The sequence below is a fragment of the Stieleria sedimenti genome, assembly GCF_025060895.1.
In the GTDB taxonomy this organism is placed as follows: Bacteria; Planctomycetota; Planctomycetia; order Pirellulales; family Pirellulaceae; genus Stieleria; species Stieleria sedimenti.
In genome coordinates, this window is the sequence record NZ_JANZKV010000034.1 from 65,827 (window position 1) to 90,085 (window position 24,259).

Consider the following 24,259-nt stretch of genomic DNA (forward strand, 5'->3'; position numbering starts at 1 on the left):
CGCGGGTTGCCACGCGCACGGATCCGCCGGGTTCACCCGACCGTGGAGGATTGTGATTCCGCTAATCTTTCTCCGCCACGAAGCCAACGCGGGGGCTCGGTGAGGGTTACAATCAACGCCTTGCTGTTTTCCCCCGCCGTCGCTTCGTCCGGAGCTGATTCATGTTGCGATTTCCGATTCGAGCCGTCGTTTGTGCCCTGCTGTTGCTTGGCGTGACTGGATTTCCCGATGTCAGCCGTGCCGGCGTGCAGGAGGATGCAGCCAAGCTGATCGAGCAAGCGGGCATCAAAGCCGGATTTTTTGTGCATCTGGGCGCGGGCGACGGTCAGCTCACCGCGGCGCTGCGACAAAACGATTCGACTCAGGTGCACGGCTTGGTCACCGATGCGGACCGCTTGAAAACGATTCGCGATCGGGTGCTTGCCGGGGGCGGCTACGGTGATGTCGCGTTTGACCGCATCGACGGTCATCAGCTTCCGTACGTCGACAACATGGTGAATCTGCTGGTCGCCGAATCGCTCGGCGACGTGGCGATGGACGAGGTGACGCGGGTGCTGGTTCCCAACGGCGTCGCCCTGATCAAGAAAGAGGGTCAGTGGACGAAGTATCGCAAGCCGCGTCCGGACAACATCGACGAGTGGTCGCATTACCTGCACGATGCCACCGGAAATTCGGTCGCCCATGACGACGTCGTCGCGCCGCCGCGTCACTTGCAATGGGTGGGCAGCCCGCGTTGGTCGCGGCACCACGACCGGATGGCCAGCATGAGCGCGTTGGTGTCGACCGGCGGACGGATGTTTTACATCATGGACGAGGGCAGCCGGATCTCGATCCAGTTGCCGCCGAAATGGAAATTGATCGCACGTGACGCCTTCAACGGCAGCGTGTTGTGGAAAAAAGACATCGACGATTGGCAGCCGCACCTCTGGCCGCTCAAGAGCGGACCGACGCAACTGTCGCGGCGATTGGTATCGACGGACTCGGAAGTTTTCGTCACGCTGGGATTCAACGCACCGCTCTCGGCACTCGATGCCGCCACCGGTGAGTTGCTGCGGACCTACGAAGGCAGCGACGCGACCGAAGAAATCATTTCGACCGGCGATCTTTTGTTCCTGGTTGTGCGAAAGGGAAAGGCGGAACTGGAAGACTACGCCCCGCTGCACGGCACGGTCGGCGACCAGGCGCGTTCACGCAGCTTTTTCTGGAACGAAGAACCGCGTGTGTTGATGGCGTTCCAGGCCAGCACGGGAAAACAGCTGTGGGCCAAGAAGACCAAGGTCTCTCCACTGACCTTGGCCGCCAAAGATTCTCAACTGTACTTTCACGATGGCGAGAAGATCGTCAGCCTGGACGGACGCTCGGGGGATGTTGTTTGGGAAAGTGAACCGGTGACCCGCCGCGATGCGTTCACGTTTAACTTCGGGCCGCGTCTGGTCGTCTACAACGACGTGGTGTTGTACGCCGGCGGCGACGGCAAGATGATCAGCAGCGACGCCAAGAGCGGCGAAAAGCTGTGGGAAGCAAGTTTCCCCAATAGCGGCTATCAATCGCCGCAAGACTTGATGGTGGTCAACGGGTTGGTTTGGTTGGCACCGTTGACGTCGGGCAAGGACAGCGGTGTTTACACCGGACGCAATCCGAGAACCGGTGAAATCGTCAAATCGTTCGCGCCCGACGTGGACACGTATTGGTTCCATCACCGCTGCTACATCGCCAAAGCGACCGATAACTTCTTAATGCCGTCACGAACCGGGATCGAGTTTGTTGATCCGGACACGGAACACTGGGACATCCATCATTGGGTCCGCGGTGGGTGTTTGTATGGCGTGATGCCGTGCAACGGATTGACCTACGCACCGCCACACAATTGTGCCTGTTATCCGGAAGCCAAGCTGTTCGGGTTCAATGCCCTGGCGCCGCTCGCCCCCACGCGACCGATCCCGACCAAGGTGCTGGAAGCGGGACGGCGTGAAAAAGGTCCGGCGTTTGGAACGGAATTGGCCGCGGCCGAACCGGCCGACGCGACGCCGACGGATGACTGGCCGACGTATCGTCATGACGCGGGCCGCAGCGGCACGACCAGCGGCCCAATCTCCGAGGACGTCGATTCCAAGTGGACCGTCAACCTGGGTGGCCGTCTGACCTCGCCGGTCATCGCCGGTGGAATCGTCTACGTGGCTCAGATCGACCAGCACACCCTGCACGCCTTGGATGAGACGTCGGGCGAATCAAAGTGGACCTTCACCGCCGGTGCGCGGATCGATTCGCCGCCAACCATTCACCGCGGCCGAGTCGTCTTCGGCGGCGCCGACGGATGGGTGTATTGCTTGACCACCGACGGAGAATTGGTCTGGCGCTACCGTGCCGCGCCGATGGATCGTCGTGCGATGGCCTACGAGCAACTGGAATCCTTGTGGCCGGTCCACGGCAGCGTTCTGATTCACGACGACACGGTGTACACCGTCGCCGGACGATCCAATTTCCTGGACGGCGGGCTGCGTCTGCTGCGTCTGGATTTAGCCAGCGGCAAAAAACTCTCCGAAACGATCATGGATGAAACCAATCCCGAGAGCGGCAACAACCTGCAGGAAAAAATTCAAATCCTGCAAATGCCGGTCGGGCTGCCCGACATCCTGTCCACCGACGGGCGGCACATTTACATGAAGTCCCAGAAATTTGACTTCGAAGGCAACCGGTTGGAGATCGGACCGAATTCCGGTGACTTCGCCACGCAGGCGTCCAAGCAACGCGGCGAGGACGCGCACATCTTTGCACCGATGGGCTTCCTGGATGACACCTGGTTCCATCGATCGTATTGGGTGTTGGGGCAAAGCTTTGCCGGTGGTCACGGCGGTTATTATCAAGCCGGCAAGTTCGCGCCTTCGGGTCGGATTTTGGTCAAGGGCGACGGGTACGTTTACGGTTACGGCCGCAAGCCACAGTACCTGCGTTGGACGACGGTGTTGGAGCACCAGCTGTTCTCCGCCGAGCAGAACCCGCCGGAGATCCCGGAGGGGTTTGGGAAGAAGCCTGGCGGTGGCGGCCCATCGGCTCCATCGGCCTCGTTCCCGAAATCTCCGAGTTTAAATCCGCAGGGTAAACCGATCACCGTCGAGGCCTGGATCACATCGACCAAGCCCCAGGGTGTGATCATCGCCCGCGGCGGGCCGGCGGCCGGATTCGCCCTGACGCTGAAAGCCGGCAAGCCACAGTTCCTGGTCCGCAGCGAACAGGGGCTCGCCACCGTCGAAGGCCCCAAACGGATCGTCGGCGGCTGGCATCATGTCGTCGGGGTCTTGGGTGAAGACAAATCGATGTCGCTGTATGTCGATGGCGAACTGGCCGCCAGCGGCAAGTCGGGCGGCTTGATTCACACCGACCCCGCGCAAGGCATGGATGTCGGTGCGGACGGACAGACCGCCGTCGGCGATTACACGTCTCCGCTGCCGTTTGCCGGTGCGATCGACGAAGTGCGGTTGTATTTCCGAGCCGCCACCGCCGAGCAGATTGCCAAACGTTACGCCGACGGATCAGAGATCTCTTCTGACGCCGTGTTGGCGGTCAGCTTCGACGACGGCACCGCCCGTGACCACAGCCTGCATCGCAACAACGGAACCCTGGAAGGCGGAAAACTCGTCGAAGGCAAATTCGGCAAAGCTGTTCAGTTCACCAGCCGCAATCAAGGCCCCGTCAAGAAAGGCGGAAACAACAGCACCGTCAAACCCGGCGACTCGCTGGTCAAACCGAAGTGGGCCAAGGACGTGCCGGTCTATGTGCGCGGCATGGTGTTGGCCGGAAACAAACTGTTCATCGTCGGTCCACCGGACACGATCAACGAAGAAGAAACGTTCCAGAAACTCAGCGAGAGTGATCCGGAAGTGCAAGCGTTGCTCGATGACCAAGACGCGGCATTGATGGGCAAAGACGGCTCGTCGTTGCTGGCCGTGAACATTGACACCGGCGAGATTGAAAACGAGATCAAGCTGGATACGCTGCCCGCCTGGGACGGGCTGGCCGGAGCCAACGGAAGCCTGTTCCTGTCGACACTCGACGGCAGCGTGATGTGTTTCGGAAAATAGCGTGATGGGTTTCGGAAAGCTGCAGCCCGGGATCGGTCGGGGCTCCGTTTCGATGTGCAAGAGATTCAATTTGTTAAGCTTGGCCAGACACTTGGAATATCGTTCAAAACTCGACGGACTGTTTGTCCCTTCGCGGGGACTTCTCCTGACCTTCATCCTTTTGGCCTGGAGTTCTTGCGTTGGTGCGTGCAACATTCCGGTCTTTCGCTACGCACTGGAACGTTGGACGCCGGATGATTGCGAAGTGATTGTTTTTCACGACGGACCACTCTCGCCCGCCGACACCACCTTGATGAATCGATTGAATGCGTCAACCGACGATCAAGGCGGGCATGCCAATGCCAAAGTCATGGCGATTGATGTCAGCGGCGACACGAATGGCGAGCGTGTGACTTTGTGGAAAGAAATCGCCGCAGACGCGGAGAAGACGTCGTTGCCCCATGTCCTGGTCCGAACGAAACTGGGGCGGGGACGCTTCGTCAACCATTGGCACGGAACACTTGCCGAAGCCGATCGGTCGGGGATCTTTCACTCGCCGATTCGAACCGAACTCCGCGATCGACTGTTGGCCGGGCACAGCGTCGTTTGGTTGCTGATTCGATCGGCCGACCACGAAAAGAACGAGAACGCCAAGCAGCTTGTCCAACAAACGTTCGAGACGTTGTCATCGAAGGTGACGTTGCCCGAGGGAATCGGGCTGCCGGGGTCCGAGTTGTACGCCGACTTGCCGCTGGTCGTCAAATTCAGTCTGCTGGAGATCGATCCGAAGGACCCGAAAGAGTCCTTTTTGGTCGGGCTGCTGTCGGGGTTGCGTTTGTCGGCGTTCGAACAAGGCGAACCGTTATTGGTTCCGGTGTTTGGACGCGGGCGGGCACTGGAAGTCATTCCGGCGGATGACCTGTCGGCCCGATTGATGGAAGAGCTGACGGTGTTTCTCAGCGGGGCGTGTTCCTGTCAGGTCAAAGAACAAAATCCCGGTTTTGATTTGCTGATCGACGCCGATTGGGATGGCCAGCTTTTCGGCGACATCGACAACCGCCCGCCGGACCGCAGTGCAGAAGAAGGACGCAATCGCAATCCCGTCCTGGTTCCGATCCCGCAGGGCCGCAAGTAAACTAAAATCATGAATCGCACCTACATTTTGATGGCCGGCTCGCTGGTCGCGTTGATCGGCATCGTCGTGTTACTCGGTGACCGAGAAAAACCCTCGACGAGCGGACGGGCAGTGATGCTGTACTGTGCCGCCAGCAACCGGGCGGTGATGGAATCGATCCGCGAGGAATACGAGCAAGAGTTCGACCGCAGCGTCGAGATTCAATACGGCCCGTCGCAAACGCTGTTGTCGTCGATCGAAGTGGCCAAACAGGGGGACCTGTATTTGCCGGCCGATGACAGCTACCTGAAATTGGGCAAGGAAAAGGGGCTGATCGCCGAAGAGATCCCGATCGCGAAGATGCAAGCCGTGATCGCGGTCCCCAAGGGGAATCCGAAATCGATCCAAAGCTTGAACGACTTGTTGCGTGATGATGTCCGCGTGGTTCTGGCAAGTCCCGATTCGGCGGCGATCGGCAAGGTCGTCCGTGAATCGTTGAGCGAGGCCGGTCGCTGGGACAGCCTGGACAAAGCCACCAAAGCGTATCGTGGGACCGTCAATGAAGTGGCCAACGACATCAAGATCGGTGCCGCCGACGCCGGGATCGTGTATGACGCGGTGTTGCACACCTATCCCGATTTGACCTTCGTCGAAATTCCCGAACTGGCGGCGACGGCGTCACAGATATCGGTCGGGGTGATCGCATCGACCCAGCATTCCGCAGATGCGTTACATTTCGCCCGCTTCATTTCGTCCGCTGATCGAGGCTTGCGGCATTACGCCGATCACGGGTTTCGCGTCTCCGGCGGTGACAACTGGGCCGACCAACCCGAATTGTCGGTGTTTGCCGGATCGATGTTGCGTCCGGCGATCGAAGACACGATCGCGGCGTTTGAAACACGCGAAGGGGTGAAGGTCAATCGCGTCTACAACGGGTGCGGCATTTTGGTGGCGCAGATGAAAGCCGGCCAGCATCCGGACGCCTACTTTGCCTGCGACAGCGAATTCATGAACCAAGTCCACGACCTGTTTCCCGAACCCGTTCCCGTTTCGCAGAACGAATTGGTGATTTTGGTGCAGAAGGGAAACCCCAAGGGAATCGCATCGCTGCGTGATTTGGCCAAAGCAGGTTTGCGTGTGGGGATCGGTCATGAAAAACAATGCGCCATGGGCTGGATCACTCAGAACACGTTTCGCGAGGGCGGGGTTCAGCAAGAGATCATGCCCAACGTGACCGTTCAAACACCGACCGGGGACATGCTGGTCAACCAATTGCAGACCGGTTCGCTGGACGCCGCGGTGGCGTATTTGAGCAACGCGGCCGGAGCGTCGGAATTTTTGGACGCGATCCGCATTCAAGGCATCGATTGCAGCGTTGCGACCCAGCCCTGGGCGGTCGCCAAGGAGTCGCCGTACCCGAACCTGGCATCGCGTTTGTTCCAACAGATCTGCTCCACCGAGTCGCAAGACATCTTCGCCGCCGAAGGATTTCGTTGGCAGAATCTCGGCAACGATGCGACTGATGAGTGAGCCGGTGAAAGCTTCTTCGTCGCCGACGTTTCGGCGCCGTAGCGACACGCCGTTCTTTTTGGTGATGGGGGGGATCTCGGCCTGCTTCATCATCTTGATTGTGCTACTGTTGGCCGCCGATGTCGTGTTCACCTCGCCGAGCGACTTCATCGATGCACTTCGAAAGCCGGAGATTCAGGCCGCGTTTCGATTGACGATCTTGAGTTGTTCGGCGGCGGCGGTGTTGTCGTTGTGGGTCGCCACGCCGCTGGGGTACCTGTTGTCACGCTATCGATTTCCCGGCCGCTGGTTGGTCGACACCCTGGTCGATATTCCGATCGTGTTGCCACCGTTGGTGCTTGGATTGAGTCTGCTGATTTTATTTCACCTGCCGATTTTTGGTTGGGAGTTGGAAGCCTGGTTGCGTGACAGCGTCGGTTTCCCGGTCACGTATCAGTGGCCCGCCGTCGTGCTCGCACAGTTCTCGGTCGCTTGTGCGTTTGCGGTGCGAACGATGCGGGTGACGTTTGACCAAATCGATCCGCGTGCCGAAGACGTGGCGCGGACGCTCGGTTGCACGCGAGGTCAGGCGTTCATGCAGATCGCCCTGCCGCAAGCTTGGCGTGGGATGATCGCCGCGACGACGATCGCCTGGGCGCGGGCGCTCGGCGAGTTCGGACCGATCCTGGTGTTTGCCGGGGCGACGCGGATGCGGACGGAGGTGCTTTCGACGACGGTCTTTTTGGAATTGAGTATCGGTCAGCTGAACGCCGCCGTCGCCGTCTCGCTGTTGATGGTCGCGATGGCGGTCGTCGTGTTGTTGATCCTCCGCGTGCTGGGAACGGGGTTGAACGCGTGATCGAGCTGGACCATGTTTCTATTCATGCCGGCGAGTTCTCGCTCTCGGGCATCTGCATGCAAGTGCCACGCGGTCACTACGCGGTGCTGATGGGGCGGACCGGCCGCGGCAAGACCACGATCCTGGAATCGATTTGCGGGTTGCGCAAGGTCACGTCGGGGCGGATTCTGATCGACGGCGTCGACGTGACGAGTTGGTTGCCGGGTGATCGTCAAATCGGATATGTCCCCCAAGATTTGGCCCTGTTCCCCACGCTGACGGTCGCACAACATTTGGCGTTCGCGCTGCGGTTGCGGAAACGTCCGCAGAGCGAGATCGACGAGAGAATTTCTCAGCTCGCCGATGTGCTCGGGATTACACCGTTGTTGGGACGTAAGGTCGACGCGCTCAGTGGTGGTGAATCACAACGCGTCGCACTCGGCCGGGCGCTGTCGTTTCGCCCCGCCGTCTTGTTGCTCGACGAACCCCTCAGTGCGCTCGACGAATCGACCCGGACGGAAATGCACGAATTACTCAAACGGGTCAAGGAGACGACCGGAGTCACGACACTGCACGTCACACACAGCAACGAAGAAGCCGAAGTCTTGGCGGATCAGCGTTTTGAACTCAACGACGGGGTGTTGAGAGTGGCGTAAGCTTCCAGCTTGCGATCGGGACAGCGCAAGCGTCCCGCTTACAAACGCAAGCTGGAAGCTTACACCACTAATACGTCGGCACGGTGGCGTCAATCTGTTTGGACCAGCGATTGATTCCGCCGTTTAAGTTTCTGACGTCGGTGAATCCGGCGTCACGTAGCAGTTGGACGGCTTTTGCACTTCGCAAGCCCATCTTGCAGTGGACGACGATCGGCAACGAACGGTCCAATTCGCCGGTTCGTGTCGGTAATTCATCGAGCGGAATCAGAGTCCCGCCGAGATTGCAGATGTCATACTCCTGTTGCTGCCGGACGTCCAAGATTGTCATCGGCTCGTCGGCGTCCATCCGGCGTTTCAATTCGGTCGGCTCGATGTCCCAGGGGCTCTGCGCGGTGTCCTGTTTGGGCGTTCCGCAGAACTGGTCGTAGTCGATCGGTGCGGTGATCGTCGGCTGGTCGCCACAGACCGGGCACTTCGGATCTCGGCTGACTCTTAATTCGCGAAACTTCATTTCCAGGGCATCGAGCAACAGCAGTCTGCCGGACAGGGACTGACCGATCCCCAGGATCAACTTGATCGCCTCGGTCGCTTGGATCGTTCCGACGATGCCTGGCAAGATCCCCAGCACCCCGCCTTCGGCGCAATTGGGGATCATCCCGGGCTCGGGCGGTTTGGGGTACAGGCATCGATAACAGGGGCCGCCAGGAAGTCCGAACACGGACGCCTGGCCTTCGAATCGAAAGATACTGCCGTAGCAATTCGGTTTGCCGAGCAGCACGCAGACGTCGTTGACCAGATAGCGTGTGGCGAAGTTATCGGTGCCATCGATGATGATGTCATACTCGGCGCCGATCCGCATCGCATTGGCGCTGGTGAACGCTTCGTCGTGCTGGTCGACTTGAACCAAGGGATTGACGCGTCGGATGGAATCAGCTGCCGACTCGACTTTGGGCCGGCCGACGTCGTCGGAGCCATGGATGATTTGGCGCTGCAGATTCGAATACTCGACGCGGTCAAAGTCGACGATCCCGAGCCGGCCGACGCCGGCGGCGGCCAGATACAAGCTGACCGGTGACCCCAGTCCGCCGGTTCCGACGATCAAGACCGAGGCCGCCTTCAGTTTGACTTGACCATCGGTGCCGACTTCCGGCAACGTCAGATGCCGCGCGTAGCGAGCCGTCTCTTCTCGGGCCAGGAGTGATTCTTCTGCCATGCGATCAACCTCCGGCGATCGCCGGTACCAACAGAATCTCGTCCGATTCGGTCAGCGGCGTCGCTTCGTTTTCCAAGTCACGGATATTGCGATCGTTGACGAAGACGTTGATGAACGAAACCAGCTGGTCGCGGTCATCGAACAGACTGCTGCGCAGCTCCGGGTGCGCGGTGACGACTTGCTTCAAGGCGTCGTCGACCGTGGTGGCGGTGACGGAGAGATGATTCTGCCCGTCGGTGTGTTTTCGCAGCGCGGTGGGTATGATGACTTTCATGCGACATCCGTGAAGGGATCGGGTGGCAGGTGGCCACAGGTGGGGCAATCGGGACGTCGAGTCACGTTGAGCCGGTGGAAGCTCATGTCCCGTAAATCCATTTTAAGCAAACGGCCCGCGAGCGGGTCACCGATTCCGGCGATTGTCTTGATCGTTTCCATCGCTGCCATGCAGGCGACGGTGCCGGAGACGGCGCCGAAGACGGGGAATTGGCGGGTCCACGTCGGCGGCTGCTCGGGGAACAGACAGCGTAGACAGGGCGTCCGCCCCGGGATCATAGTGGTCAGATGTGCTTCCAATTCGTACATCGCACATTCGACCATCGGTTTGTTCTGCAACACCGCTTGTTCATTCATCGCGAATCGCTCGGGGAACAGCGGCGCGCAGTCGACGACGATGTCACATTGGGCGACCAAATCGGCGGCGTTGGATGGGTTGACGTTTTCTCCGACGGCCACGATTTCCAGCCGCGGATTTAGCTCCAACAATCGGCGAGCAATGGACTCGATCCGCGGTTTGCCGATCCAGTCGTGCGTCATCAACAGCTGGCGATTCAAGTCGCTCGGCTTCACGTTGCCGGCGTGCGCGAGCACCAATTTCCCGACTCCCGCGGCGGCAAGCTCGTACGCCACCACACTGCCGACGCCGCCGACCCGCGAAATCATCACCGACGCGGCCTTCAGTTTTTCCTGTCCCGGTTCGCCGAAGTCGGGAACCCACATCTGCCACTGGTACGTGGCGCGTTCTTCGTCGGAGAGTGGTTTGGGGGTCGGCATCAGGCTCAGCACGCAGGGACAAGTCGGAATCGATTGATCGGGCCGGCCTAGTTTATCGCGTCACCGCGTTGATTCCTACCGATCGAAGCCAAGACGTCACGCTGTGCGTGACGCGAGGCATGCACAGCATGCCCTAAACGCTCAATCCGATTCGTCGCGTGAGTTTTCCTAGTACCGATCGCGCGAAATTAACGAGTGTGGCGAGCTGGGGACGCCAGTCATCGGGGGCATAGAAATCGAGATAGTCCTTGCCAGAAAGTAGGTTTTCCAGCTCAAATTCGTCTGCCTTCTGATGCCGGAAGGCACGCAGATCGTTGAGCAGATTTCGGCAACGGATGCCAATCGTGTGGTTGGTTTGAACGTTTGTTTGGCCTTTGACCAACAGTTCGTACAAGGCAAAGGGGAAATTCGCTTTGGCCGCGATCGCCAGCGGCAACGAGCCCCAGAACCGCGCGTTGATTTCCAGGAACACCCAGGCACCGGTTGCTCGGTTGTAGCGGAATTCGAACATCCCGACCCCGGTGTAGTTTAAACGCCGGACCAGTTTTCGCGTCGCTTCGGATAATTCGGGGATCTCGGCGATCGTCTCTCGGTACGTGCTGCCTCCGTCGATCGTTTCGCGTAGTCGTTGATGTTGAATTTGCATCAGAATCTGCCCCTGGTGGGCCAGGATTTCGACGCCGATCCCGACCCCCGAAAAACTTTCCTGGATGAGCACGCCGTCGTCGGGGAACTCGTGAATCAAATACTCAGCCAACGCGTCGGGCGAATCGACCCGCCGCGCGGCACGTTTGTTTGTCACGTCTGAGGCGGTAATGGAGGAGCGTGGTTTGACGTAGACCGGGAATCTCAGCGAGCGACGGTCGATCAGGCTAAATTCCCGATTTGAGAAACCGGCTTGAAGGTCAGCGTCGGTGATTTCACATTCACGCGGCACGTTGATTCCCAATTCCGATGCGAGGCGGCTTGTTTTGGCTTTGTCAAACGCGACTCGGAAGGCGTCGTCGTTGATCAAATACCAATGGGTATCGGGATCCAGTTTCTCGCGTTCGAGTTGGAGCGGCACGACTGCATAATCGTTGCAAGGGATGACCAGATCGTAGTCATAGTGCTTGACCAATCGATGCAATGCATCGAGCCATTGATCGTCGTGGGGCGTGTAGGACGCGACGGAGTGAAATGCGTGAACGTACTGGGACTTCAGTGCCGGCGAATCCGGATCGCACCAGGCGGCGTCCACCGAGATGCCGTTGCGTCCAAGGCCCCGCGCGACGGCCAGCAGGACGCGGTCGTCATTGCCCAGCAGTAACACGCGGCGTGTCTGATGTCGGGTTGGTTCGTGATTGCCAAACTCTGGTTGGTCGATTAATTCTGCCAAACTCATGGAGTGTTCCCAGCAAGCGTGGAGCGAAGTTTCGCGATCGCGTTGCGACGAATCGGATCGCTGAAGAGAAGTGGGGTGAACCAAACGCTCAGCAGCAAGGGGATCAGGCACAGCAGGGCGATCCATTTGCCGAAGCAGAGCGCAAACAATGCGATGGAAACCACAAACACGCCGAAATCGATTCGGAGCTTGTGGTACTTGCTGATCAGCAACACACCGGCCAAAACGAGCGCGTGCGAAATCAACGTCGAGGCGACGACACCGTCGATACCGAAGTCGCCGATCAGTGCCAGACCGACCAGGAAATTGCAGACCAGCCCGAGCAGCAAAAAGCAACTGCTGATCCAAGTCTTTTCCAGGCACCAGAAGTACTTTTGGGCAACCATCGTCATCGCGGCCAGTGAACAGTAGCAAAGCGTCATCGGCAACAGCGACTCGCCCATCGCAAATTTGTCTTTCCAGATTTGCCCGAACAACAGCGGGGCCAACAGCAGGATGGCAACCGATGCGGTGACGCAGAACAAACCGATCGCTTTGAGCATCAAGTTCATTCGATCAGCGACTGCTCGGCGATCACCCGATTCCCAGTCCCTGCTCAAATACGGCATGCCGGTCGATCCCGCCATCGCGCCGATCGTCATCAGCAGCAAGGGGAAGATACAAGCGGTGTGGTACTGGCCGACCAGAAATTGAATGTCGACCTGTTGATCGGGATAAAAGTTGACCAACAGCAATCGGTCACAGACCGAAAACAGATTGATCAACGCATTGCTGATCCAGACCCAGACGGCAAAGGGAAGGATTTTTCGCCAAATCGGGTCGGTCTGGTCGGATGGTTCGTGATCCTCTGGGTGCTCCCGTTCGGATCGTCCCTCGACCAGGGTGTAGCTGGCAGCAAGCGTGGTGCCGACGAAACAGGAGATCAGGTAGGCAACGATGACCGAGAACGCGCTGACCGACGTCAGTTGAAACAGGACAACGCACAACAGGGCAAAGAACAGGGTTTGTGCGAACTGGATGCGAAAGACGAATCGATTGAGACGTTTGCCCGAAAACCAGCTGGTGGCGAAATTAAAGAACACGACGACGGGTAGCCCGATCGCCAACAGCGAGACCATCGACGCATCGTCGGCGCTGCCGAAAAAGTATCGTGCGACGGTTTCTCGGAACCACCAGATCGAGACGGACGCCAGCAGCGTCAGCGCGAGACAGGCCAAGAGGGTTTGGCGGAGGAAACGCGATTGCTGGCCCTTTTTTTCGAATCGGGCGACGTAACGTCCGAAAGAGCCCGGGATACCGAACACCGCCAGCGGTGCGACCAGCATCAAAAAGCTGAACGCCAAATCCCAACGGCCGACTTCCGCTGCCGACAGCGTGCCGCAAACATAAAAGCTGCGGACAAACCCGATGCCGCGCTGCACGATCATCAGGAGGCTGATCAGGACAACACTTTGGGAGAACGAATCGGCGACGATCTTTTTGGCCGACTTTGGACGCGGTTGGGAAAGGGTGGCTTGGCTCATGGTCGGGAAAACCGTAAACGTCGAATGTCGTTGCGATCGTGGGTTGGTGACAGCCGTCCTTGTGTCCCGAACCGCGATTCCCGCGTCGAACGACCACTGATGGCCAACCCTACGTTGCGAAGAATGCGGCTTGCGGTGATCCGGTCCGCGAGCGGTTATTGACGGAAAGACGCGTTCGGTTTCGTTCGATGGAGCGGATTGCGCTGATTGATCGATTCGCGTGTCCATCGGCCGATTGAGTTCACACGCGGGTTGACCCCAATGGCCGCCGACACAAGCGGTGCGACCGGCGGATGTGATTCGACTTCCCTCGGCAAGTTGCCGCCACACGTTTGCCTTGCCGATGCTTCAACCCACAGTTCTATGCGTGGACCGATCCACGCACGCTTTCGGAAGCACCCGAACCCTGGCCGGAACGAAGCATGATCCCATCGGTTGAATTGATCACAAACGTCGAACAGCTCTCCCCGGGCGACCTGGGTCGCTGGAACGAACTCGCCCGCAACCCGCTGCAACGTTGGGAGTGGTTGGGGAGCTGGTGTCGGGCGTACCAAGGTGACTACCGCTTGTGCGTGTTGAGGGTCACACGTCAACGCGAAATCATCGCCTTTGCGCCGTGGTGTCTGGAGAGTCGCGTTGGAACGGGCAAGACGATCCAGTTTCTGGGGTCTGGAAAGGTGTGTACCGACCACTTGTCGTTGTTGGTCGCCGATGGTGACATCGACGACGCCTGTTCCGCGGTCGCTCGCTGGTTGGCCCACTCGGCAGATCCGACCGGAAACACCGACGAACAACGTCTGCTCTGGGACTCGATCGAGTTGATCGGTGTCGATCGATCGGATCGGACGATGAACACGTTGGTCGAGTCGATGCAACGGGAAAAACTGAATGTCGAAGTTGCCGACGGGTTGGGGGGCTACGCGATCGATCTGCCCGCAACCTGGGACGAATACGTCCGCATGCGGTCCAAGAGCGGCCGTCGCGAGGTTCGTCAGTCGCTGAAAAATATTGATACGGGAACGATCTGCGTGGATCGGGTGCAGAACCAGCAACAGCTCGATGCGGTTTGGGACCAGTTCGTCACGCTTCATCAACGACGTCGCCACGCGTCCGGCACGACGGGGTGTTTCGACCATCCGCCCTTTGACGTGTTCCTGCGTGATGCGGCATCCGAACTGCTCGATGCCGGGTTGTTGGAATTGATCATCGCATCGAGTGAGGGCGTCCCGGTGGCGGCTCATTTCGCGATCGCCGACAACGACTGTTGGTACTTCTACCAATCAGGCATGGATCCGGACGCCGAAGCGTTGCGTCCGGGGTTGAGCATGTTTTGCCACGCGATCCGTGAATCCATTCAGACGGGGCGAAAGACGTTTGACATGATGCGTGGAGACGAACCGTACAAATTGCGTTGGCGGGCTGAGCTGATGCCGGCCCAGGAGATTCGTGTTTGCAGCCCCAGGCGATCGGCCCAATTGCGTCATCAAGTCGTCAAGGTCGGCGCGACCTTCAAAAATCTGGTCAAGTCGGGACTCGGGATCGGTCAACCGCAGTCCTAGCGTCCTCAGCCCGAGGTTTCTTGATCCGCCCCTGAAACGCACCGTGAGACGAAGTGCCAGGATGTCCGTGACGATGAAAATTCGTGAACTCGCACTGCACGCCTATTATTACAGCAGCTTGCCGATGCGGATGCGCTATCGCAACCGACTCGAAGCGGAAGGGCAAGCGCCGTTGTGCGTGTTATTTTATCATCGCGTCGCCGACACGCATCCCAACGGTTGGTCGATCGGCAATCGTGAATTCGAACGTCAGATGCTTTGGTTGAAGCAGCATGTCGACGTGGTCTCGCTGGAGGAAATCCAAACGCGGATGCGATCCGGTCGCAATGATCGGGTGGCCGTCGCGGTGACCTTTGACGACGGCTACGCGGAAAACGGCCAGCAGGCGATTCCGTTTTTGATCGAGCACGAGATCCCGATGACGTATTTCGTCGCATTGGATTTTGTACTTCACGATCGCCCGTTCCCGCACGATGTTGCCGAAGGTCAGCCGTTGCCGGTCAATACGCCCGAGCAGCTCCGCCAGATGGCGGCGTCGGGGATCGAAATCGGGGCGCACACCCGCACTCATTGCGACGTCGGGGCGATCCAGGATCCCGGGACGATGGTCGATGAAATCGTGACCGCCACGGAGGAGCTCGGCAAACTGGTGGAGCAGCCGATTCGCTACTTCGCGTTTCCCTATGGTCAGAAAACCAATTTGAGCGCGGCGGCCGTCCAGCTGGCCAAAGACCAGGGCTTGTCGGGCGTCTGTTCGGCCTATGGCGCGTACAATTTCCCGGGCAGCGATCCGTTTCACATCCAACGGTTTCATGCCGATCCCGAGTTCATTCGATTGAAGAACTGGGTCACGATCGATCGTCGCAAAGTCGGTTTCGGACGCGGCTACAAATTTGCCGATACGGGCGTCAAGGTTGCCGATGTTGTGGGACGGTCCGCCCACGACGCCGCTCCGGTCGCCGTTGCCAGCTTGGGTTCAGAAGCTTGATTCTGGCGAAAGCATCCGACGGCGGGAAACTTTCTCTGACCTTCTGCGTCTAAGTCCAGGCGGTGACGTCGTCGCCAGCGCCGCCGAATCGTTCGGCGCTGCGCTTCGCCGGCCGAAAGCTGAGGCAACCCGCCGATTGAATTGGGACACCCTCGGGATCGATGACAACCATGCAAACGTGGTCCACCCGCAGGGCGGGATTGTGAGTAAGATGACGCGTTGAAAATCGACGCGGATTCCCGCGGCCATCAATCGAATCGTGGAAAGAAAGATCATGTGGTTACGAGGTGGGCGGAGATCGGCCGGAAGCAGTGATGGTCGACCAAAGACAAGCGGCCGGGTGCGACGGTTGCGCCATGAATTGTTGGAGCAGCGACGGTTACTGGTGGCGACGGTTTCGGTGACGGTCCAGTCGCCGGTCGCCGTCCCCGAGGCACCGCTGCAGCGGATCGTTTACTCGTTCAATCGGGACGAAACCGATGGGTTCTTGGCAGTCCAATTCGAACTGTCCGGGGACGCAACATACGACGTGGATTACACGGCACGGGAACGGGACCGAGATACGATTTGGCTGCCCGACGATGCCCCTGTCAGCGGTGACGTCGTCGGCACTGCCACATTTTTTCCGGGTGAGTCGACGGTCGAATTGATCATCAACGCGCGAACCGACTCCATCAGCGAACCCCACGAAAGCGTGGTGGTGACTCTGGTCGAAGCAGACGAATTCGGCCCGGTCAACAGTGGTGCGGCGTTGTTCGTCAGCCATCAAGACACCGAGTACTTTATCGCAGATGATCAGAATCGGCTGGGCACGGTCGAGATCGAAACGGGTGTCGTTGAGGTGCTCGGCAGTATCAACACAGCCGACACGATCACGGACATCGCGTTCACCGAAGACGGCCGGCTGTTCGCAATCTCGTTCGAGCGTCTTTACGAAGTCCATTTGGCCGATGCGAGCGCGGGACTGATTCCGGTCACGGCGCTCGGACAGCATGGAATCAGTGGTGCCAATACGCTCATCGACGCTCGGGACGGTGATTTTGGAAGCGAATCGGGAGACCTGTTTGCCGTCGGCGACTCCTTCTTGGATTTGCAGCGGATCGATTTGGAGCTGGTCAGCGACGAAGTGGTGATGATGAATGTCACCACCGTGTTCGACATTGATGGCACGCTTCAGTCCCAGTTGATGCCGTTTCGTTTTGTGGCCAGCGGTGACTTGGACTACCTGTCCGGCGGGCATTTGGCCCTCTCGGCTTCAGGGTACGATCAATTCGGAGTGTTCGACACCTATGATTCGTTGATCGAAATACAGACTCCCGGTACAGGTGGGGTGATCGAAAACTGGCCGAAACCGGCTCAGGACCCCGACGAAGACTTTGACAATGTGTTCGGCTACGCCTTTGACGGGAACGACAGCTTTGCATTCTCCGGACACACGATGCTATCGGTCAGTCAATTCAGCCGGGACACGTCCAGGGAATTGGAAATGACCGGCCGGCCCTACCTGATCGGGACGCCGTCGGTTGCCAGGGGCAGGATTCTCGGCGATCAGGTCACGCAAAACACCATCGGACTCTACCAAGGCGACATTTCGTTGTTCCATTTGAAGGAATCGCTCACGTCGGGGCCTTCGGATCTGTATTTCGGGTTTGGCCCGAGCGGCAACGTGGGCTGGATTCCATTGAGCGGGGATTGGAATGGTGACGGCATCGACACGGTCGGTTTTTACCAAGGCGATATCTCGCTGTTCCATCTGAAAGATTCGTTCACCTCAGGGGCCTCGGATCAGTACTTCGGGTTCGGCCCGGGCGGCACCGCCGGTTGGATTCCGTTGACGGGCGACTGGGATGGGGATGGCGTCGACACCATCGGTCTGTACCAGCCGGACATTTCGTTGTTCCACTTGAAGGATTCGTTTACACCGGGGGCTTCGGATCACTACTTCGCGTTTGGGCCAGGAGGAAACGCGGGTTGGTTACCACTGGCGGGAGATTGGAACGGTGACGGGATCGACACGATCGGCTTGTACCAACCCGATGTCTCCCTGTTCCACTTGAAGGATTCGTTTACCCCGGGGGCTTCGGATCACTACCTGCAATTCGGCCCCGGCGGCGGCGGTCGGATTCCGCTGGTCGGCGACTGGGACGGCGACGGCTTTGATACGATCGGGCTGTACCGGGGCGACACCTCGTTCTTTCAATTGAAGGATTCGTTCGCGCCCGGTGCTGCCGATCACTCGTTTGCATTTGGCCCCGGCGGCAATGCGGGCTGGGTGCCGCTGTCGGGTGATTGGAATGGACGGACCATGCCTGCTCCGCCGCCGGCACCGCTTGCCTCAGCCGGATCGATTTTTTCGGGTCCCTTGCGCGCGGCGCTCGATGAGGACCATACCGACTCGGTGTTGCACAGCTCCGGTTGGGGGCTTGCGGCCAAGGCCGAAGTCACGCGGCTCGGTTCGGTCGGGGAGACGGACTCGGTGGTCGATTCGCCCCGCCAACCGACGGCAGACCGGACCGCCGAAGCGGACGATTCGGGATCGCAACACAGGGGGCTCGAATCAACGCCGCTCGCGTTGCTGGATGAATCAATGGCCCAGTGGCGTTAATCTTTGGTTGCCGAGGTCACCGCCGACCGCCGGTATGTTACGCTGCGGCAATCCTTCACGTTGAGTGAGAGGTTGGTCTGGCGCACGAAGAGGTTGAGAGGATTTTCTTTCGATGGCGACTCGACGACCGGCGCGTCGGCGAAAGCGACGACACAATGCCGCCGAATTTGAACAAGAATTGGTCGCACTTGCCCAGCAAGGTCAGTTCAACGACATCGTGGCGGCCTGCGAAAAACATCGGCGACACGGTCCGCTGTCGGTGCTGGCGATGCATCTCTATGGGGTGGCGTTGACCCAGACGGAGCGATTCGATTCCGCGATCGAGACGCTCCGGGCGGCGGCCAAACGAAGCGACGCTGAGAAAAACGTGGTGCAGTCGTCGGCGATCCGAAACGACTTGTCCAAGGCCTTCTATGCTGCGAAGCGATATGGGGAAGCCATCGACGTTCTGACGCGGCTGCGAGATCAGAACCCTGATCAAGTGACTTTTGCGCGAAATCGGATTCTGGTGCTGGAGGAATCTGGGCAACTTGATGCCGCGTTGCGGGATTGCCTGGCGGCCGTCAAACGCTGGCCCGGCGACGTGCACTTGGCGTTTCGGTTGGGCGACTTGCGGATGGCGGCGGAATCGTGGCAGCAAGCCGTCGACGCGTTGTCGATTGTCTTGAAGCTGGATCCCGATCATCAGTTGGCTCGGCGAAAGTTGGTGACGGCGTACCGGAGGCTGGATGACCAGGCGGGCGTCGCCGCGGCACTTCGCGATTGGTTGCAGCGGGACCCTGACAACGCGATCGCCCGTCACCTGCTATCCGCACAGGAATCCGAGAGACTTGAAGTCGAAGCGTTGCCGTCGCGGGCCTCGGACGATTACGTCCGGGAGGTGTTTGATCAGTTTGCCGAAACGTTTGACGAGCAGTTGCAGTCGCTCGATTACGCCGCACCACGATTGCTTCGGTCGCTGATGGCGGATCTCGGGTTGTCCGCCGACGGCAGCCTGTCCATTTTGGATGCCGGTTGCGGCACCGGTTTGATGGGTGAACTGTTGCGGCCGTTTGCTTCACGACTGGTGGGCGTGGACCTGTCTTCGGGGATGCTCCAGCGGGCCGGCGATCGCGGCTACGACTCGTTGGTGTGCTCGGAGCTGGTGGCGTATTTGAATGAGCATCCCGGCGAGTTTGAATTGATCGTGTCGATGGACACCTTGATCTACTTTGGTGATCTGGCGGCCGTTTTGCTGGCGGCCAATCAGTCGCTGCGTGGTGAGGGCGCCCCGCTGGTCTTTACGCTCGAAAAATGGGACGCTTCGGACGGCGCGGCGGGGTACCATCTCAATCCATCGGGACGCTATTCGCATCGCGTCGACTACGTTCGGGAAACCTTGGAGCGATGCGGTTTCTCAGAGATCAGCGTCAAAGAGTCCGCGTTGCGCAAGGAGGCTGGCAAGGAGGTGAGCGGACTGTGCTGGGGCGCGCGAAAGAGCGGATCGAGTGTCAGATGCGATGAATCATCTGCAGATGCCCGCTGCCGTAACGCTCGATGTTGATTTGAAAGGCGTCACGTTTCCACGAGGATTGCAACTCGGCCGGAGCGGCGTTTTGTTCGAAGCGAACTTCACTCAGCACGACTCGGCGACTGGGCCGATAGGAAAACAGGTTCACCGAAATGTTGAAGACTTCGTAGGCGTTGGCCCTCAGGTTGGCAGACAGTTCGCCGCTTTCCAGGCTATCGGCAACGGCTCCCATCGGGATTTGGGTCAAGGCGGCGCCCAGGATGGCGACGCAGCGGAGGTCACAGGCGATCTGACCGCGAACGAAGTCATTTCCATCGGTATAAATCGCGACAGCGGCCGGTGGATGAACGTGTTCTTCCGATTTGATTTTGGTAGCCGATACCTTCAACCCGAACAGGTGGTTCATGAATTTGCCGATTTCGTCGGCAAGGATGGCGGGGCTGGCGATAGACATGGAATGGGGCACTAACGGTAGGTCGGGGGCATCGTGAGGATCGGACCGCATGGACACGCTAGGTGAGGATCGGATCAAGCGCCGCTTGCATCGAGCCTGCCGTGAAGGGTTTGGTGACGAGGAAATCGGCACCCGACTCGTGGGCCAGTGCTTTGGTTTCCAAACTGCTTTCTGACGTGATAAAACCGAAGCGGACGTTGTTGCCCGAATCACGAACGCGTTTGAGCAGATCGATGCCTTTCATCTCGGGCATGTTCCAATCGGACAGCACCAGATCGGGCGATTCACTGGCGATCTTGTTCAACGCGTCGATTCCGTTTTCTGCCTCGATCACGGTGAATCCACTGAAGTCAGTTTGTTTCAGTGTGCGGCAGACAATCATTCGCATTGCTTTGCTGTCGTCAACGATCAGGATTTTCATTTTCGTTCTCCTTGAAACGATTGGCCAGTAGCGGGGGAGGAGCTCATGCTTGGATCAGTTCGACGGTCAGAAGGGTTCCACAAACGTCGTACCTGATCGTCAGACTGGTGGGTGTCGGATCCGGTTGAGCGGCTCCGACACAAGGCAGCGAGAGGGTGCAATCCTGGTCGATCATTCCTTTCACATTCCCACCGATAACATTGACGACTTCGCCGAAGGCATCCAAAACGTCTTCGTCGTCCAGGACGTCGGCGGCTTGAGCAAACATAGCACAGGCGATGTGTCGGGCCAGTTTCTCGGGGGCGTAAATCTGCAGAGTTGCTTGCCAGGAGCCAGAAATTCGAACCGCAGCCATGAGTTGGTTGGGGGCGATGGTTTCGGGTGAACCTTGGAAGGATTCGTGCGGCAGTTCGAGCATGGTTGTCAAGACATCCTGGACCATCTGCGCGAGACTCAGGTGACTGATCCTGTCGCGACCGCTCGGCTCAGATGGCCGAGGGGCGATAATAAACGATGTCATCAATTTCTTTCCTTTGATAGGGAACGCACAGTCCGATCAGAGTCTCGGCGGCTCCGATGACCAGGTAGCCATCGGGACGCATGGCACCGCGAAGTCGTTTCAGGATGTCTTGTTTGGTCGGCTGATCGAAGTAGAGCAACACGTTGCGGGCCAGCACGACGTCGAATTGCCCGAGGTAGGGCCAAGGCCGCGCCAGATTGATGCGATGGAATTCGATCCTCTCACGCAGTTCGGGTTTGGCCTGCCAGGCCGCACCGCGGCGATCGAAGTGGCGGAGCAGTTGGGCGGCCGGTAGTCCGCGGGCAATTTCCAGCGCGCTGAACGTTCCCAGCCGTGCCCGTTTGATCATCTTCTCGGATAAGTCGGAAGCGGTGATGCGGATGTCCCAGTCGTGCAAGTGGGAAAAGTGGTCCTCCAACAGCATTGCGATGGAATACGGCTCTTGTCCGCTGGAACACGCAGCGCACCAGATTCGCAGTTGCTTTCGATTGCTGTTGTCGGCGACGATTTGCGGTAGCACTCGTTTGGCGAGCGTTTCAAACACGGAGGCATCGCGAAAGAAGCTGGTTTCGTTGACGGCGACCGCTTCGACCACCTGAGAGGAGAGCGCGAAATCGTCACCGCGACGCAGGCGTCGGACCAACGAGGGGACGTCTTTCAGGCCGGCGGTGCCGGCAATCGGCGCGAGCCGTTGTTCGAGCATGCCGACGTGTCGTGGCGCCAACCGTTGCCCCGAATGATCGGCGACCAGCGTGCGAAGGAATGCGAAGTCGGCGGTGGCGAGTGTCATTGCAAGGGAGACCGGCTGCGTTGCGGTGATCAACTGGTAGAGGCGGCCAGTGGTTGGCGCACGCCAGAACCGGCGACTCGAAGAATTTGCGAGGCGATTTGATCGAGCGGCAAAACGCGGTCGGCAAATCCGGAATTGGCCACTTGGCCGGGCATGCCCCACACGATGCTGCTTTCCTGGTCTTGGACGTAAACTCGGGCTCCGCAGGCTTTGAGCGCTTTGGCGCCTCGAGTTCCGTCTTGTCCCATTCCGGTCAAGACGATCCCCAATGATTGGTCACCGAAACAGTTGGCCAGAGAACAGAACAGCGGATTGACCGAAGGGCGACAGCTGTTTTCCGGGGGCTCTTGATTCAATCGCACGTGGACGCCATCACGCTCACGTGAAGCGACCATGTGATAGTCGCCCGGGGCGATCAGGACCGTGCCCGGCGTGAGCCGATCGCCGTCGGCGGCTTCGCGAACGCAGTGACCGGTTTGTGAGGAGAGCCGTTCGGCGAGCAGTCCGGTGAACACCGGCGGCATGTGCTGGACGATCAGAATCGGTGTGGGGAAGTCTTGAGGGAGTCCCGACAGCAGTTTGGACAAGGCCTGGGGGCCACCGGTGGAAACGCCGATGGCGATCGCGGCGACGCTGCGATTGGATCCCTCGGCGTCCCTGGTCGGGAAGGTCGTGGTCGGCTCGGCATTGCAGGCCGCCGCCATCGAATCGGCTCGCTTTCCGGCGGTCCATTGCATCAGTTTGGGGACCAGGTCACGCCGCAGCGAATCCAGGGCTTTTTGAATGTGACCGGCACCGGTTGGCTTGGTGGCGAAGTCGGTTGCCCCGGCGGCGATGGCATCCAGCGACGCTTCGGCGCCACGGCTGGTCAGCGAACTGAACATGATGACCGGCAGCGTGCGTCCCAGTCTACGAATCTCTCGAACCGCCTCGACGCCGTCCATGACCGGCATCTCGATGTCCATCACCACAATGTCGGGATTGGTTTGGTCAAGTTGATCGATGGCGTCACGTCCGTGCTTGGCTTCGCAAACCACCGTCATCGACGGTTCCAGCTCCAGCGCGGTTCTGATCAACCGGCGCATGATCGCTGAATCGTCACACAGCATGACGCGAATCTCATTGTTCATAGTCAAGCTTCCTTCGACGTTAGGAAAGATCGCTGGGATCGCGCTGGTCGTCTTGCAGGACTTCGCCGAAAATCGCTTCGACGATCCCGTTGTCATTGTTCAAAAGCTGCGGGTGCCCGTTCTTGGCGATCACATGAGCCCCGCGGTTGAGCCCGACGTCATAGTCGGTGGCTTCTTCGTACCGTTGGAAGTGATTGGCGATGTGGTCGGCCGCGGCGACCAGCGAGATCAGCTTGCCGTCGGGGTGATGGGTTTCTGGCAGGTGATGCAATTCGATGGAGGCCACTAGGGCGCGGGGAAGTCCGTTGTGCGTGGCGAACCAGGCGCCGAATGCGCAGTGGTCGATCCCCAGGATTTCGTTTTCGGCCGTCAAACACTGCCCGTCTTCGACAAACGCCAACGGGTCGGCCTTGGCGAAGGACTCGGGCGCGGCGACCGCCAACAGCAGGCGGCCGAAATCGTGCAGCAACCCGGCGGTGAATTCTTCGCCCTCGAAACCGAGTCGCAGCTGTTTGTTGATGTAGCTGGCCACCTTGGCGGTGCGAAAACTGTGTTGCCAAATGACCTCGCGAACCCACTCTTGTTCAAGCGGCATGCTCTTCATCAAGCTCGCCGCGCTGGAGGTCAGGATCAGGTTTCGGCATTGCCGCAATCCGAGTCGAACGACCGCCTGGCGAAGACTGACGACGGGGGAACTGGCAGCGAAATACACACTGTTGGACAGCGACAGAATTTCGGTGGCGAGTTTGACATCGCGCTCGATGACTCCGGCAAATTCGGCGGCAACGCAGTCGGGGTCTTGCGCCAACTCCAGCGCCTCGGTGGCGACCGCCGGCAGCATGGCCAATTCATCCGAACGCTTGAGAAGGGCTTGTTTGAGCTTTTCGGGTGGTGAGCAGGTTTGGACGGTCATCGGAGATACCACTGTAATGATTAC

Annotated in this window: 20 protein-coding genes; 9 read left to right on the forward strand and 11 right to left on the reverse strand. The window is 59.1% G+C overall.

Annotated features, from left to right (window positions below):
- The first annotated feature begins 161 nt into the window (after positions 1-161).
- From NZK35_RS04850 to NZK35_RS04870, 5 genes are all read left to right on the forward strand, one after another.
- Positions 162-4,079: an outer membrane protein assembly factor BamB family protein gene (locus tag NZK35_RS04850; protein WP_259631468.1), complete on the forward strand. Its 3,918-nt coding sequence runs from the start codon at positions 162-164 to the stop codon at positions 4,077-4,079.
- Between the two features lie 244 nt (positions 4,080-4,323).
- Positions 4,324-5,193, forward strand: a complete 870-nt coding sequence (locus NZK35_RS04855) for a hypothetical protein (RefSeq protein WP_259631469.1) — start codon at positions 4,324-4,326, stop codon at positions 5,191-5,193.
- A 9-nt stretch (positions 5,194-5,202) separates the two neighbouring features.
- Positions 5,203-6,702, forward strand: a complete 1,500-nt coding sequence (modA, locus tag NZK35_RS04860; protein ID WP_259631470.1) for a molybdate ABC transporter substrate-binding protein — start codon at positions 5,203-5,205, stop codon at positions 6,700-6,702.
- A gap of 4 nt (positions 6,703-6,706) precedes the next feature.
- On the forward strand, positions 6,707-7,540 hold the full coding sequence (locus NZK35_RS04865) for an ABC transporter permease (RefSeq protein WP_259631471.1): 834 nt from the start codon (positions 6,707-6,709) through the stop codon (positions 7,538-7,540).
- Positions 7,537-8,175: an ABC transporter ATP-binding protein gene (locus tag NZK35_RS04870; protein ID WP_259631472.1), complete on the forward strand. Its 639-nt coding sequence runs from the start codon at positions 7,537-7,539 to the stop codon at positions 8,173-8,175. Before NZK35_RS04865 ends, NZK35_RS04870 begins: the two co-directional genes overlap by 4 nt.
- 67 nt (positions 8,176-8,242) lie before the next feature.
- Here NZK35_RS04870 and moeB read toward each other — a convergent pair whose 3' ends face one another.
- From moeB to NZK35_RS04895, 5 genes are all read right to left on the reverse strand, one after another.
- The gene (gene moeB / locus NZK35_RS04875; RefSeq protein ID WP_259631473.1) at positions 8,243-9,388 is read right to left on the reverse strand and encodes a molybdopterin-synthase adenylyltransferase MoeB; all 1,146 of its coding nucleotides are present in this window, start codon (positions 9,386-9,388) and stop codon (positions 8,243-8,245) included.
- Positions 9,389-9,392: 4 nt separating this feature from the next.
- Positions 9,393-9,662, reverse strand: coding sequence for a MoaD/ThiS family protein (locus NZK35_RS04880; RefSeq protein ID WP_259631474.1), 270 nt, complete (start codon positions 9,660-9,662; stop codon positions 9,393-9,395).
- Positions 9,659-10,438 (reverse strand): HesA/MoeB/ThiF family protein, encoded by a 780-nt coding sequence (locus tag NZK35_RS04885; RefSeq protein ID WP_259631475.1) that lies wholly within the window; start codon positions 10,436-10,438, stop codon positions 9,659-9,661. Before NZK35_RS04885 ends, NZK35_RS04880 begins: the two co-directional genes overlap by 4 nt.
- A 133-nt stretch (positions 10,439-10,571) precedes the next feature.
- Positions 10,572-11,822 carry a carboxylate--amine ligase gene (locus NZK35_RS04890; RefSeq protein ID WP_259631476.1) on the reverse strand — a complete coding sequence of 417 codons (1,251 nt, stop codon included), beginning with the start codon at positions 11,820-11,822 and terminating at the stop codon, positions 10,572-10,574.
- Positions 11,819-13,345 (reverse strand): lipopolysaccharide biosynthesis protein, encoded by a 1,527-nt coding sequence (locus tag NZK35_RS04895; protein ID WP_259631477.1) that lies wholly within the window; start codon positions 13,343-13,345, stop codon positions 11,819-11,821. Before NZK35_RS04895 ends, NZK35_RS04890 begins: the two co-directional genes overlap by 4 nt.
- A gap of 422 nt (positions 13,346-13,767) precedes the next feature.
- Here NZK35_RS04895 and NZK35_RS04900 point away from each other — a divergent pair, with 422 nt between their 5' ends.
- The 4 genes from NZK35_RS04900 (at position 13,768) to NZK35_RS04915 (ending at position 20,040) form a co-directional block, all read left to right on the forward strand.
- The gene (locus NZK35_RS04900; protein ID WP_259631478.1) at positions 13,768-14,904 is read left to right on the forward strand and encodes a GNAT family N-acetyltransferase; all 1,137 of its coding nucleotides are present in this window, start codon (positions 13,768-13,770) and stop codon (positions 14,902-14,904) included.
- A 73-nt stretch (positions 14,905-14,977) separates the two neighbouring features.
- Entirely contained in the window at positions 14,978-15,892 is a 915-nt protein-coding gene (locus tag NZK35_RS04905; RefSeq protein ID WP_259631479.1) for a polysaccharide deacetylase family protein, read from the forward strand.
- A gap of 340 nt (positions 15,893-16,232) precedes the next feature.
- A complete protein-coding gene (locus tag NZK35_RS04910) occupies positions 16,233-18,497 on the forward strand; it encodes a hypothetical protein (protein WP_259631480.1) in 2,265 nt (754 codons plus the stop codon).
- A gap of 112 nt (positions 18,498-18,609) precedes the next feature.
- On the forward strand, positions 18,610-20,040 hold the full coding sequence (locus NZK35_RS04915; RefSeq protein ID WP_259631481.1) for a tetratricopeptide repeat protein: 1,431 nt from the start codon (positions 18,610-18,612) through the stop codon (positions 20,038-20,040).
- Here NZK35_RS04915 and NZK35_RS04920 read toward each other — a convergent pair.
- Genes NZK35_RS04920 through NZK35_RS04945 form a run of 6 tightly spaced genes read right to left on the reverse strand, consistent with a single transcriptional unit; the run spans position 19,988 to position 24,235 of the window.
- Positions 19,988-20,461, reverse strand: coding sequence for a hypothetical protein (locus NZK35_RS04920; RefSeq protein ID WP_259631482.1), 474 nt, complete (start codon positions 20,459-20,461; stop codon positions 19,988-19,990). The genes NZK35_RS04915 and NZK35_RS04920 overlap by 53 nt on opposite strands.
- A gap of 58 nt (positions 20,462-20,519) precedes the next feature.
- Positions 20,520-20,882, reverse strand: coding sequence for a response regulator (locus NZK35_RS04925; RefSeq protein WP_259631483.1), 363 nt, complete (start codon positions 20,880-20,882; stop codon positions 20,520-20,522).
- A gap of 43 nt (positions 20,883-20,925) precedes the next feature.
- Positions 20,926-21,402 carry a chemotaxis protein CheX gene (locus NZK35_RS04930; RefSeq protein WP_259631484.1) on the reverse strand — a complete coding sequence of 159 codons (477 nt, stop codon included), beginning with the start codon at positions 21,400-21,402 and terminating at the stop codon, positions 20,926-20,928.
- Entirely contained in the window at positions 21,368-22,192 is an 825-nt protein-coding gene (locus NZK35_RS04935) for a CheR family methyltransferase (protein ID WP_259631485.1), read from the reverse strand. Before NZK35_RS04935 ends, NZK35_RS04930 begins: the two co-directional genes overlap by 35 nt.
- A gap of 29 nt (positions 22,193-22,221) precedes the next feature.
- Positions 22,222-23,322 (reverse strand): protein-glutamate methylesterase/protein-glutamine glutaminase, encoded by a 1,101-nt coding sequence (locus NZK35_RS04940; protein WP_259631486.1) that lies wholly within the window; start codon positions 23,320-23,322, stop codon positions 22,222-22,224.
- A gap of 19 nt (positions 23,323-23,341) precedes the next feature.
- Positions 23,342-24,235 carry an HDOD domain-containing protein gene (locus NZK35_RS04945; RefSeq protein ID WP_259631487.1) on the reverse strand — a complete coding sequence of 298 codons (894 nt, stop codon included), beginning with the start codon at positions 24,233-24,235 and terminating at the stop codon, positions 23,342-23,344.
- Between the last annotated feature and the right edge of the window lie 24 nt (positions 24,236-24,259).